The following is a 13,597-nucleotide window of genomic DNA, read 5'->3' as shown; positions in this document are numbered from 1 at the left end:
CATCAATTACAAGTTATAATTATCAAAAATCATTCTATCCCCAGCTTTAAGAAGATTTGGATGTTAGTAATGGTAACCTCGGGATAGATAAATAATGTGAATTATAACACCAGTCAGTTTAATATGCAAGGATAATACTAATAATATCATAGAAAAAGCTAATAATATTTGAGAAAAGTAAAAATTCAAAAAGAGGAATAGTTATGGGAGAAAAAATATCTATTATTGTTTTTATAGTTTTATTTTTTGTGTTTTTTCCTATGAGTTCATGGGTGAAAACCAATTTTCCAGTTAACATTAGTTCTAAGGAAAAAACAACCAAGAAAGAGATAAGCTATAGAGAATATGGCTACAATATAGAAGGCAGCCTGTATAAATATAAAAATGCATTAAAAAATGTAAATAAAGAAAAGGTAAATATATACTGTATAGGTGAATCCAATACAAGAGGAGAATATTCCAGTGACGAGGTAAATAAATCCTGGGTGGGTGTAATGAAATCATTATTACAAAATCAATATGGAAATGCAGGAGAAGGATTTATCAGTGTTTATGAAGGTGCCTTGCCACAGGGTACCAGACCTAGGTGGACATTGGGCAGTGGATGGAGTGTTTCTGGTGCATCTAAAGAATTTACATCTAATGTAGGAGGTTTCGGAGGGTGTTTTGCAATTTCTTCCGGAAATAAATCTCCTTTGACCTTGAAATTTGTGGGCACAGATTTAGAATTATTATACTCCAGGGCAAAAGATGGAGGAAGAGCAGACATAGTAATAGATGGAAAAAAGGTAGGAAGTATAAATTGTTTAGGAAAATCAGTAAGTTTTTCAAATAAAGCTTATTATTCTGGTTTAAGTGATGAAAAGCATGAATTAAAGGTAATTCCAAATACAACCTCAAATGTTTTTGTAGAGGGTGCATTTGCTTTATCCAGTAAAACAGGAATTGAAGTGGATAAAATAGCAATTTCCAGTAAAATGGCAAGCTATTTTACTGGAAATTTTACAGAAGAGGTTTGGAATGGTTCCCGGAAACCGGCTCTGGTACTTTTATCTTTTGGACTTAATGAAGCGGGAAATGGGGTTTCTTTTAAAGAGTATAAGGAAAGTATGATAAAGTTAGTAAGCTATTGGCAAAGAAGAGACAGTGATGTATGCCTGGTGTCAAATCAGAAACCTGCAGATTCATGGAGTAATAATTGGTCAGATTACATAAAAGTATTGTATGAAATAGCAGATGAGTATAATGTGGGTGTCATAGATATTTACAAGGCTTATTTTGAAGACTATGCTGCTGCCCAAAAATTAGGACTATTTGGAGTGGATAAGAATGATTATTCTGGAAATAGTGGAAGAAACACCGCCCATCCCGGTGACAAAGGGTATGAATACATTGGAGAGGTTATTTATGAAAATTTGAAGTTGTAATATTTATGAAGTGATTTAGAGATTCAGATGGAGTTTGTCATAGAGCAATGGTTATCTCCACCCAAATTGTCATTTTTTAAAGGGTATTTTTAAGAACTTTGCAGGTGGATTCAATATCTTCAGGAGTTGTTCTGCAGCAGCCTCCTATAAGTCTGGCTCCTCTGTGAAACCATTCTTTTGCATTGCAGCTGAAGGTTCTACTAGAGGAGTCTCCATGCCAGGTCTTTGTGGTACCGTCATATTTTTCCCCAGAGTTTGGATATACTATTATGGGCTTTGAAGAATTTTTTGAAATCTGTTCAATCAATGAATCTATGTACTTAGGTGGAGTGCAATTTACTCCAATGGCAGCCACCTGGCGGTTTGAATCCAGATATTTAGCACATTTGGATATGGAGGTTCCCTCGCTTATATTTGATTCATCTTTGGCACTAAAACTTATCCAGCAGTAAACTGAAGGAAATTCTTTCAGTAGTTTTAAAATTGCCTGGGCCTCTGCAAGGCTTGGAATTGTTTCGCAGGCCAGAATATCAATTCCCTCTTCTATTAAAATTTTCATTCTGGGTCTATGAAATTCCATTAACTCATCTTGGGAAATATTATAATGACCTATATATTCAGAGCCATCTGCAAGATAAGCTCCATAGGGACCTATTGAACCTGCAATTAGCGGTTTGGGTCTGTTTATTCTATTTAAGGGATTTTCCCAGAATCTATCTCGTGCTTTTTTTGCTACTTGTACAGAAAGTCTTATAAGATCTATGGCTTTATTTTCTTTAAAGCCTTTTTCCATAAAACCGCAAAGAGTAGCCTGGTAGCTTGATGTGATGGCACAATCTGCTCCTGATATAAAATAGTCATAATGTACATCTTCTATTATTTTGGGATCTTCATCAAGTATTTTGGCTGACCATAGGGAATCATTTATATTGCAGCCTCTTTTTTCAAGTTCTGTGGCAAGAGCACCGTCCAAAATAATAATATTGAAATCTTTTAAAATATGTTCTACTGGATTCATGTTTTATCTCCTTTTTTTACTAAAATTATATATTATATTGCTTATATTTCATAGTGTGTTAATATATTAAATATGAAAAATATACATATAAGAGATAAGGAGGGCAGATATGGATTTAAAAAATGAAAAAATTCACAATGGTCTTAAAAGACAGTTAAAAGCAAGACATATGAATATGATTGCTATAGGTGGTTCTATTGGTACAGGACTTTTTTTTGCCAGTGGAAGTGCGGTAAGTACTGCAGGACCGGGAGGAGCACTTTTGGCATATCTGATAGTAGGTATACTGGTGTACATATTAATGACTTCTCTTGGAGAAATGTCAACATTACTGCCTGTTTCAGGTTCTTTTGAAACCTATGCTACCAGATTTGTAGATCCTGCACTTGGATTTACTCTAGGATGGAACTATTGGTTTTGCTGGTCAATATGTGTAGCTTCTGAATTAGTTGCAGGCTCTCTTATAGTGAAGTTCTGGCTTCCACATACTAATACTACTTTATGGAGCATATTGTTTCTTGTAATAATCTTTGTTTTAAATATTTTCTCCGCAAGAATTTATGGAGAAAGTGAATATTGGTTTGCAGGCATAAAGGTAGTTACTATTATAGTATTTATTATAACAGGACTTCTTATGATAATTGGAATTTTAGGAAATGATAATGTGGGATTTAGCAATTGGGTGATTTCAGATGGAAGTGGGGGAAAGGCACCTTTTGTAGGGGGAATAACTGCAATTATAAATGTATTTTTAGTAGCTGGATTTTCTTTTTCTGGAACCGAAATAGTGGGGCTTGCATCGGGAGAAGCTGAAAATCCAGAAGAAGATGTACCAAAAGCCATCAAGTCTGTATTTTGGCGAATATTATTATTTTATATTTTTTCAATTATAATAATAGGATTTCTTATTCCCTTCAATGACAAGAATTTATTGAAAAGTGGATTGGATAATATAGCCTACAGTCCTTTTACAATGGTATTTGAAAAATGCGGCATAGCCTTTGCAGCTAGTGTTATGAATGCTGTTATCTTAACTTCAGTGTTATCTTGTGGAAACTCTGGACTTTATGTATCATCACGTATGCTCTATGCTCTTGCAAAAGGAGGAAAGGCTCCTGGGTTTTTAGCAAAAGTAGACAAACATGGTGTTCCTAAAAATGCATTGTATATTACCACAATAGTGGCCTGTACTGCTTTTTTTTCCTCATTAATTGGAGATGGGAAAATATATTATTTGCTTTATAATGCTTCTGGTATAACGGCGTTGTTTGCTTGGCTTGGTATAGCTATTTGTCATTATAGATTCAGAAAAGCATATATATTTCAGGGAAAGGATTTAAAAGATTTGAAATTCAGGGCAAAATTTTATCCCTATGGACCTGTAGCAGCTATAATATTGTGTATAATAGTTATATTTGGTGCCAATATATGGATATTTCAAGCAGATACCTTTAGCTGGTTTGATTTTATTACCAACTATATTTGTATTCCTATATTTATACTGTTGTATTTCACATATAAACATATTAAAAAGACCAAAATAGTTCCACTTGAAGAATGTGATTTTACATTGAAAGATTATGAATGATTTATATGTTGATTAAAAAACATCAGAACCCAACTAACTTGGGATGCTGATGTTTTTTAATAAATAGAATTTTTAAATTTCAAGATCTTCTTTTTCAATATGAATTATCTCAGCGTCAGTATTACTTTCTATGAAGGTTGTAATATTTTCCATAGTAGAATCTGTTTGAGCTGTAGTTGCACATATTCCTGCAATACCTATAATTATGGTTTTGTGGTTGTCTTGCTTGGCTATTTCTGATACGGATATATTAAATTTATTTTTTAGTTTTTGAGTTATACTTTTTACAATCATTCTCTTTTCTTTTAGTGAATGTACCCAGGAGGCTCTTAAGGTAATTTTCATAAATAAAATTTTCATAAGCTATATTCTCCATATTAAGTGATTCTTATAAAAAGTTATATCATAGGTATGTAGATTATTCAACTGCTTAGTGTGAATTTTTACATTAAATAAAAGTTAGCCATATTCATGAAATTTCATTTTAAAAACAAATTTCGACTTAATTTGTAATGTTCTTATAGTATACTGGATTCATAGAAATTGATATGATAATGGAACTTATTTTGAGAAAGGAGTGTTATAAATATTAATATTGATGAATTAATGGGCACTTTGAAAGAAATTAAAACTATTCCCCTGGATTTTTTGAAAAAATGCATACAAAATAGCATTAAGTTTTCAGACTCTTCTATAAAAAACGTGTTTTTTTCAAAAGATCCTATGCAGCAGTTTTCAGTTTATAATTCTGATGAAAATATGGAACACCTTAAGGAACTATCAAATAAATATATAAGTTTTGTAATATCTGAATGTACAAATAAAGATTTTAATAAAACCATTAAAAATAATGTGGATTATGAAATTATATGCCAGTGGTTTGAGAAAAATGGAAGTACATTGGGGAAAAATTTATTTGTAGATTACATGCTTTATGAAAAACAGCTTAGAAAATTTCAAGCCAATGCCAAAGAAACTATTGAAAGTATGGTAGCTAATGGCATGAATGAGTCCTTTGTAAATGGATTTTTAGTTGAGTGTGATACTGCCGGTACCAATATTCCGCCTAAAGCTTTTCTAATATTTCTAAATGTTTTAGATCCTTCAGGTAATTCTGTAGACAAGATTTTGCCGGTATGGAAGCAGAATGTGAGATGGAAAGTAATAGCGGATTTTCAGCAGGTTCATTGGCTGGAATCTGTAAGTTCGTATTTTAAACAAGATTCTAATAATTTTTCAGAGATCAAAAGTTCCGTGGATAACTGTATTAATTCAAAAACTGGCCCTTATTCCTATACTTCACGTGAAGTCATTGATTGCGGTCCTACAGGAGCCCCAATAGTAGGAAATGTTACAAGATATCGCTATGAATATGGTGAGGATGTACTTAATTGGCTGAATAGTAATGATGGCCCCAGTAAATATAATCTTCGGTCAAATAGTAATCCAGATAATTTTCAGCAGGCTTCATCTCCTTCTTCTGGATGTGTTTTAATTAATACCTCTATACTTTTGGCTGATGGAAGTTCTAAAACTGTTCAGTCTATTCAAGAAGGGGAGGAAGTTTTAAATGGAAATAATACAATTTCTATTTGTTCTGGTGAGCTGATTTACAATCCCTATGTGACAATGTTATATAGTGTAAATGATGACAAACCTTTTATGTCACTGGAACATGCAGTAATGACAGACAGAGGATGGTGCAGTTTAGATCCCCAGCTAACCAGGCAAATTAATTCTTATATTGATGTAAAAACCTTAGAGATAGGTGATAATATTTGGATTTTTAACTCTGATGAAAATATAGAGGGTATATTTGAAAGGATAAAAATTGAAAAGATAAATATAACAGAAGCGGAAAATGAATATTTTATTGGATATGATCTGCATTTCAGGGAAGGATATAATTCCTATATAGCAAATAATTACTTATGTCTGCTTAATTATCCAGAAATTACTATTAAGAATATTTTATCAAATATCCATAAGAAGATGAGTCATTCTGAGAGAATTCAGTTTGTTGACTTGGTAAATGATTATGAGGAATTACTTTCTAAAGCTTTTGGGAAAGAAGCAGTGAATATGCTTCAATTATCAATGGAGAATGTAGAAATATGAACAAACTAGAAGTTTAATTATGAGAGGAGAGTTTTGATATGTTAATACCTGAGTTATTTGTCAGGCCTATGGATTCAAATTCCAACTATAATGATTTAGAAAAAATATCTTTTGTAGATCACCAGATGCTTATAAATCATGAGCCTGTTGAAAGTCATTTTGATGGTGATAATTTTTACTGGACAAGAAAAAATTCCAAAGGTCAGGATGAACATGGTGCCATAAGGCTGTTTTCCCATGGACTTATGGGTGATGGCGTTATTGAAAGTGGTGGTTTTAAATATGCCTTTAAAGCTAGTGCGGCTATGGGCTATTCTATAGTTATAGATGATGATATCTCCTGGAACGAGTTTCATATGGGTTTTCAAGAGGATGAAAAAGGTTATATGCATGCCTATGGCTCTTTCCATATACCAGGTAAACCAGAAGATACTAAAAAATTCAATGATATTACAGCAGTGGTTTTTTCAATAGTACAAAATGATCGTAAGGAAGATGTACTTCATGTACATTTTGATGTGGCACCCCTTTATTGCAGTTTAGGTGGTTCAAAGTGGGTAGGCGGAGATTTCAATTTTAATTTGGATTATAGTAATTTCAAAGGTGATATCTATGAATATGATGAAATGGCTCCAGATTATCATGGCACAAAACATCCTGTCAGGGGTTTTTGCAAGATTTCTAATTTAATTGAACAATTGAAAAAAAATATATTGAGTTCCACGAGAAGTAAAGAAGATAATAAGTTTGTTACATCTAAAGGTTCCAATATACAAAATACCTTGTTTAAGGCTGTGAGCCTGGGAGGTGACATTAAAAATACCATAGAGGATCTATACACTTTACCAGCACCGGATTTGTCTAATGTGCATGAATTGAGTTTTAATAAACTTAAATCCCTTATGATATATACAATTGATGACAACTGGAGAAAATGGTTTGGGGAGAAGAAACCCACAGTTGGCCCAAATGGAACTCTTACACAGGATGATGTGAAGCTTTTAGATAATAAAGATATAAAATCTTTTTTAACAGATAAGTTTGCAGTAGGATATTTGACACAGGCTTTTTCAAAGAGTTTAGATCCTAAAATTCAAGAAGAATTTAAAAAGCTGAATAAATATGAAGATAAACTATCTTATTTCTGGAAGGGTACTGGTGAAAAATGTTTTGGCAAATATCCAGGGTATAATTTAGCCACTGCATCTTTACTTGATAATGCTTATTCTGTTAGTACACCGGGTCTTCAGAGATATCTTTCAGATAATCCTGTAGAGTGGGCAAAGGAGCTCTATGAGTACTGTACTACACCTGTTACTTTAAATGGCCTTGCCCTTCAAAATACTTTAGATGGAAGAAAAAGACTCACCCATTTGACTACCATGTTACACGCATTAGATCCTGTGGCTAGAATTGTAACAAGTGATAATAAAAACATATCTTATGCTACTTCACTATATCAGAGGGTAATTGATGTAAGATTGAACTTTGTCATTTCCAGATTTTCCTCTGATAATAAAGAAGATTTTGTTTCATTTTTGACAGAGTATTTTAAACAGTATTTTGATTCACTGCTTTCGGGAGGGACATGGCAAGATGCTGTATGCAGTGAAGCAAAAAAAGATCTTGATGCTTTAATGGAAGAATTTAAGGTTAAGGATACATCTGCTCTTATGCTGGAAATAGGAAATATTATTGCAGATTCTGTAGATCTACTTATAAAGTTTAAAGATTTGCCTATGCCTGCAAGAATAAATAAATGGTCAGCTAATAATCCCAAAATAAGTAAATTTTTGGGTTCAACTATGACTATGGCGGTGTATTCCTTTGGAATCTTTAGTTCTATAAAAAGTTTTATGGATTGGAAGGAGTTGGAGCCACAGGAAAAGGTTCAGGCTGTTGTTGATATGGTAGACGTATCTGCATCTATTTTTAATGATATTATTAAATTTAACGCTGCAAAAAAGCTAGCTACTGCAGAGGCATCAATAACAGAGATAATGGAAGCCGGTGGTGAGATACAGAGTGCAGTTGATTTGGAGAGAGCTACTGAAATCGCCAATAAAATTGGTGTAAAGGTGGAGGTGGAACTGGCAGATTTAAGTTCTCCTGCTCTGGCGAGAGGAGGGGCTGCTGCGGGAGAAGCCTTAACAGAAGCTGGTGAATTGGCAGAGACAGCCTCAAAGTGGACTTCTTTTGCCAAGGTTAGTGCTGCCTTTGCTCAAGGAATGACTATCATTGCTCTTGGTGCAGCTTGTGTTTGTACTGCTTTTCAGATTGAAAGTGATTTTTCAAGCGGTCAGCCAGTTGCTATCAAAGTACTGGATATTTTGGAGATAGTATCAAATGGGGTAGCTTTTCTTGTGGAATTAGGCTCTGGTGCTGCAGCACTTTTAGGTGCAGAAGTATGTTCTACCATTCCTGTTATTGGAATTGTAGCGGTTGTTGTAGGAATTGTTATAGCAGTTGTATCTATGTTTATCCATAGAAATCCACCTCCAACAGAGGAAGAAAAATTTATAACGGATCATGCTGCTGTATTTATAAATACGCTGGATATGCCTTCAAATCAGTGGATTAGTGATCAGGAGAAAATTGCAAAACATTTAGATCCGAATAATTCTGCAAGGACATTAACTTATGCTATATAATATCTAGTTGAAATCTGGGCTTTTAATATATTCCAACTGCTTTTTTAAAAATTAGTGTTTTCAGAGCTATAATTTCTAATAGGTGTATAAAAAAGCAACACTGTTGTCTTTTACAACAGTGTTGCTTCAGATAAATGTTGTTTTTCACAACATATTTTTATAATTACATTTTAGGTTCTATGAAATACTAGTTATATCAAACTTCCTACAATAAAGGGTATATTGGCATAGTATTTGCTGATATAAATATATAAAATATTGTTTTTATTGGGCATAGATATAGAGTTCATTGCATTTTTTATTTTTTAACCAATTTTAGATTCAGAGGAATCCTCTGTGTATTTAAAGTGCAAAAGTTCATGTGCAAGTCCATGCCCTGGCTTACCAAAGTAGGCATCATACATTTTTATTATTGCGGTGTTTTCATGTGATTTTCTCTTTGGCAGATGGCTATCCTGATTATATAATACAGAAGCTCTTAAGGCCTTGTAATCTACAAGTTCTCTGTTCAATGAATTTAGATGAGGCTGTCCACCGCCGTTTATGCAGCCTCCAGGGCAGGCCATAACTTCTATAAAGTGGTATTGTTTTTCTCCCATTTTTCCAGAATCTATAAAATCAAATAAGTTTGCGGCACCATTGATTACAGCGATATTATAGGTGTTTCCTGAAATCTCAACAGAAGATTCCTTTATTCCTTTTAGGCCTCTAACTTCCATATATTCTATATCTTTAAGATCCGCATTTTCTGCAAAATCCTTTGCAGTTCTAAGAGCAGCTTCCATTACTCCACCGGTGTTACCAAATATTGCGCCTGCTCCGCTGTATTCACCCATGGCAGCATCACATTTACTATCTTCAAGAGAGGCAAATTTGATTTTGGCAGATTTAATCATTTTAGCCAGTTCTCTTGTGGTTAGTACAGCATCTATACATCGCATACCATCAACTTCCATATCAAGGAGATCTGCCTCATATTTCTTATCATTACAAGGCATTATTGTAACAGTATATACATCTTTTGCATCTATACCGGATATAGATGGATAATAAGTTTTAGTTGCAGTACCAAATATTTGCTGAGGTGACTTTGCAGATGAAAGATTTTCAAGCAATTCAGGGTAGTAATTCTGAGCCTGCCTTACCCAGGCAGGGCAGCAGGATGTAAACATTGGAAAAGGACCTCCTTTGTTTATCCTCTCTAAAAGTTCTGTAGCTTCTTCCATTATAGTCATATCAGCTCCAAAATTTATATCAAATATTTTGTCAAAATTAAGCATTCTTAAAGCAGTGTAAATTTTACCTGTTACATCTTTGCCAAATCCCATGTTAAATAATTCACCAATAGAAGTTCTAACAGCTGGCGCCATAGCAACTATTACATGTTTTTTAGGATCATTTAATGCTTCTTGTACTCTGGATATGTGAGATTTTTCAGTTAGAGCACCTACAGGACATGCAATGACGCATTGTCCGCACAATAAACAGTTTGAGTCATCAAAACAAGGATTGTTTTCAATTCCAACAGTTCTTTTGCCGTCTTTTTTTATAAATTGCATTACAGAGGTACCGGAGTGCACTTTACATGCTGCTACACATCTACCGCATAATACACATTTGGTTCTATCCAATACAAGTGCGTTGCTTCTTGAGTCTATATACTTTTCTCTATCTTCTGGTAAGAATGGTTTTGAAGCTTTTGCTTTGGTTTTGATTACAAGCTTCAAAAATTCACAGTCTTCTCTTCTTGGACATGGTCCGCATTTAAACTCGTGGGTATGCAAAAGTGAGGATATTCTATTTTTAATTCTCTCTTTTGCCACTTCTGATTTAGTGTCGATTACCATACCTTCTTTGATTTTTGTGTTACAGGCTACTGTGATTTTATTATTTGCTTCCACAAGGCAAACACCACATTTACCCACACTCATGCAGTCTTTTAAATAACATAGGGTAGGTATATCCACATTGTTGTCTCTTGCTACCTGTAATATAGTTGAATCTTTTTTTGCTTTTATTTCTTTACCATCTAAAATAACTGTAATCATTTAAATACTCCTTTTAAATATTTTCCTTAAATACTGTATGTTGAAAAATAATCGTTATAAACAAGTTAGTAGTTATATTAACAATCGAAACCGTTTTCTGACAATTCGCATGATAAAAATTTAACATTTCAGATTATAAAACACTCTCAACTGCATTTGGCCATTTTAAATATAAATACAGTACTTAATAGGTATTTTATGATTTTATTTATTCATTTTTAGTCAAATCATCTCTAAAATTATTCAATAAAAATTCTGATTTAAGACTAAAATGAAATTTATTTATTATATTAACTAAATTATATCATCTTATGTGGGTTATGTAAATTTAAAATTTGCTTATTATTCTTATAATGTTACAGCGGGAAATATAAGGAATTTAGAAATATATAGCAGTGTACAATTTAGATAAACTATAGTGAAATAAAGGGGAAATTATTGAAGTATTTATATTTGTAGTGTTTGTTTTTTATTGATTTGGTATGGTTAAACATTATTTTTTTCAAAACTATAAAAAAAATTCATATGTTTTCTATATATTATTGTAATTTTTTATAATAAAGATTTATCTCTTGAGAGAATATTGAATTTTTATAAATATACATAAGTAATGTATATTTGCTTTTTATATTCTTTATTGTTAAATTTGCAAGAAAGCGTTCATTAGGCTAAAATAAATTTTATTTTAACTTATAAATTATCTGATGCTGCTAAGATGTATACCTAAAAATTTTCTGATATAATAAAATGGATTAAATATGATGGGAGTGAAAGTTTGTATATGAATAAAAATTGGGAAAAAAATATAATAATTTTTTTGGCTAGTCAGACCATATCCCTTTTTGGAACATCACTAGTCCAATATGCTATTATATGGTTTATTACATTAAAGACACAATCTGGGATTATGATGACTGTATCCATTGTAAGTGGCTTTCTCCCTACCTTTTTTCTTTCTCCTTTTGCAGGAGTATGGGCCGACAGGTATAATAGAAAGAAATTAATTATTTTATCAGATTCTTTTATTGCAATGTCAACTTTTATTCTGGCAATACTGTTTCTTCTTGGGTATGATAAGATATGGCTGCTCTTTGTTATATCTGCTATAAGAGCTCTTGGAACTGCTGTTCAAACTCCTGCAATAGGTGCATTTATTCCACAGCTTGTACCTGAAGATAAGCTCACTAAAGTTAATGCTACAAATGGAAGTATACAGTCAATTGTTATGTTGATATCACCTATGGTTAGTGGAGCACTTCTTACTATAACTAAAATAGAGATAATATTTTTTATAGATGTTATCACTGCAGCTGCAGCAATTTCTATGATAATTTTATTTTTACATATTCCTGCTCATAGTAAGGCATTGAAGAAGCAGGACAATAGTTATGTTGAAGATATGAAAAAAGGGATTACATATATTAAAAATCATGAGTATATAAAGAAGTTCTTTTTATTTTGTATTGGATTCTTCTTTTTATCTGCTCCTGCTGCATTTTTAACTCCCCTGCAGGTATCTAGAAGTTTTGGAAATGATGTATGGAGATTGACTTCAATTGAAATTGCTTTTTCTAGTGGAATGATATTGGGAGGACTGGTTATGGCCTATTGGGGAGGATTTAAAAATAGAATTTATACCATGACATTATCAAGTTTTTTTATAGGTTCATGTACTTTTTTACTTGGAGTTACACCTAATTTTATACTGTATTTAATTTTTATGGCTCTTGTTGGAATAGCTATCCCCCTTTTTAATACACCTTCTATGGTATTATTGCAAGAAAAAGTAGAAGGAGACTTTTTGGGAAGAGTATTTGGAGTATTGACTATGATATCCAGTTCTATGATGCCTCTTGGAATGCTTATATTTGGACCGGTATCAGATATTATTAAAATAGAATGGCTGCTTATAGCTACAGGTATACTTATGTTTATTCAAAGTTTTTTCCTAATAAGCAGTAAAATATTGATAGAAAATGGAGAATCAAGTTTCAAAACCCAACAATAGTCCACAATATTTCTTTAATTATATTTAAAGTCATACAAATACTTCATAAGCTTTAAATATAATTAAAATTGTAGTAAGGATATTCCAACTTTATTGGAATATTGAATACTTCTTCAAACAAGAGGGATTTTTTTTGAAATTTATTTATAATTTTAGATATGTTTTCTCCATTAATTGAAAGTGTGAAGATTTCATCTTTAAGTTGAATTTTTTCTAAGGATATTTTTAATTTGTGGGTGTGATCTAATACATCCGCAATTCTCAATAGAGCTATTAATTGAAGTATACTTAATTGAATTTCATGGGAATAAAATTTTATACGAGAGTCAATTGATTTACCATGACAACTTGCAATAAGGGAAATGAGAAGTTTTATGTCATCTGGCATTTTATATAATATAGGTTCCTTTAAAATAAGATTTCCAGTATATTTGTGATGTGATTTTTTACTAATAAAATATCCTATATCATGAAAAAGAGCACTATAGTATAATATATCCCTATGTTCTTTTGTAAAGGTATAATACTTATTTATATAATCGAATAATTCTAAGGCATAGTATGCTACTTTTTGTTGGTGCAAGGCAATATTTTTTACATTATATTTATTTAAAATTGAGATTTGTTCTGATTTACTTAAATAGCTTTCAATAACTTTCATATTTTTCTCCTAGTATAACCATAAGATTTTGTTAAGTTAATATTGTCATACAATCGCTCCATTTAGGAGTTATAATAT

General features: G+C 32.2%; 9 protein-coding genes. 5 read left to right on the top strand and 4 right to left on the bottom strand.

The genetic code is table 11. The features are described 5' to 3' along the window. Positions 1-203 precede the first annotated feature (203 nt). Positions 204-1,427: an SGNH/GDSL hydrolase family protein gene (locus V7Q02_RS02885; protein WP_333859467.1), complete on the top strand. Its 1,224-nt coding sequence runs from the start codon at positions 204-206 to the stop codon at positions 1,425-1,427. 76 nt (positions 1,428-1,503) lie between these two features. Here the strand turns inward: V7Q02_RS02885 and mmuM are convergent, their stop codons facing one another. Continuing rightward, positions 1,504-2,445, bottom strand: coding sequence for a homocysteine S-methyltransferase (gene mmuM / locus V7Q02_RS02880; protein WP_333859466.1), 942 nt, complete (start codon positions 2,443-2,445; stop codon positions 1,504-1,506). A gap of 109 nt (positions 2,446-2,554) precedes the next feature. On the opposite strand from mmuM, the gene V7Q02_RS02875 reads away from it, so the two are divergent. Next, positions 2,555-4,033, top strand: coding sequence for an amino acid permease (locus tag V7Q02_RS02875; protein WP_333859465.1), 1,479 nt, complete (start codon positions 2,555-2,557; stop codon positions 4,031-4,033). A 72-nt stretch (positions 4,034-4,105) separates the two neighbouring features. Here the strand turns inward: V7Q02_RS02875 and V7Q02_RS02870 are convergent, their stop codons facing one another. Continuing rightward, positions 4,106-4,393, bottom strand: a complete 288-nt coding sequence (locus V7Q02_RS02870) for a DUF503 domain-containing protein (RefSeq protein WP_333859463.1) — start codon at positions 4,391-4,393, stop codon at positions 4,106-4,108. A 255-nt stretch (positions 4,394-4,648) separates the two neighbouring features. Here V7Q02_RS02870 and V7Q02_RS02865 point away from each other — a divergent pair, with 255 nt between their 5' ends. Then, the gene (locus V7Q02_RS02865) at positions 4,649-6,151 is read left to right on the top strand and encodes a hypothetical protein (RefSeq protein ID WP_333859462.1); all 1,503 of its coding nucleotides are present in this window, start codon (positions 4,649-4,651) and stop codon (positions 6,149-6,151) included. Between the two features lie 38 nt (positions 6,152-6,189). Next, on the top strand, positions 6,190-8,802 hold the full coding sequence (locus V7Q02_RS02860) for a hypothetical protein (protein ID WP_333859460.1): 2,613 nt from the start codon (positions 6,190-6,192) through the stop codon (positions 8,800-8,802). Between the two features lie 305 nt (positions 8,803-9,107). Here the strand turns inward: V7Q02_RS02860 and V7Q02_RS02855 are convergent, their stop codons facing one another. Continuing rightward, on the bottom strand, positions 9,108-10,850 hold the full coding sequence (locus V7Q02_RS02855) for a ferredoxin hydrogenase (protein ID WP_333859459.1): 1,743 nt from the start codon (positions 10,848-10,850) through the stop codon (positions 9,108-9,110). Positions 10,851-11,631: 781 nt separating this feature from the next. On the opposite strand from V7Q02_RS02855, the gene V7Q02_RS02850 reads away from it, so the two are divergent. Then, positions 11,632-12,858 carry an MFS transporter gene (locus tag V7Q02_RS02850; RefSeq protein ID WP_333859458.1) on the top strand — a complete coding sequence of 409 codons (1,227 nt, stop codon included), beginning with the start codon at positions 11,632-11,634 and terminating at the stop codon, positions 12,856-12,858. Positions 12,859-12,910: 52 nt separating this feature from the next. Here V7Q02_RS02850 and V7Q02_RS02845 read toward each other — a convergent pair whose 3' ends face one another. Further along, positions 12,911-13,519 (bottom strand): HD domain-containing protein, encoded by a 609-nt coding sequence (locus tag V7Q02_RS02845; protein ID WP_333859457.1) that lies wholly within the window; start codon positions 13,517-13,519, stop codon positions 12,911-12,913. Between the last annotated feature and the right edge of the window lie 78 nt (positions 13,520-13,597).

Origin of the sequence: Clostridium sp. (assembly GCF_036781005.1) — a bacterium.
Classification (GTDB): Bacteria; Bacillota; Clostridia; order Clostridiales; family Clostridiaceae; genus Clostridium_B.
This window is presented reverse-complemented; position numbering and strand designations above follow the sequence as displayed.

Coding starts and splice junctions, on each gene's coding strand:
- V7Q02_RS02885 (WP_333859467.1), top strand. CDS start 204: ATGGGAGAAAAAATATCTATTATTGTTTTTATAGTTTTATTTTTTGTG.
- mmuM (WP_333859466.1), bottom strand. CDS start 2,445: ATGAATCCAGTAGAACATATTTTAAAAGATTTCAATATTATTATTTTG.
- V7Q02_RS02875 (WP_333859465.1), top strand. CDS start 2,555: ATGGATTTAAAAAATGAAAAAATTCACAATGGTCTTAAAAGACAGTTA.
- V7Q02_RS02870 (WP_333859463.1), bottom strand. CDS start 4,393: ATGAAAATTTTATTTATGAAAATTACCTTAAGAGCCTCCTGGGTACAT.
- V7Q02_RS02860 (WP_333859460.1), top strand. CDS start 6,190: ATGTTAATACCTGAGTTATTTGTCAGGCCTATGGATTCAAATTCCAAC.
- V7Q02_RS02855 (WP_333859459.1), bottom strand. CDS start 10,850: ATGATTACAGTTATTTTAGATGGTAAAGAAATAAAAGCAAAAAAAGAT.
- V7Q02_RS02850 (WP_333859458.1), top strand. CDS start 11,632: ATGAATAAAAATTGGGAAAAAAATATAATAATTTTTTTGGCTAGTCAG.
- V7Q02_RS02845 (WP_333859457.1), bottom strand. CDS start 13,519: ATGAAAGTTATTGAAAGCTATTTAAGTAAATCAGAACAAATCTCAATT.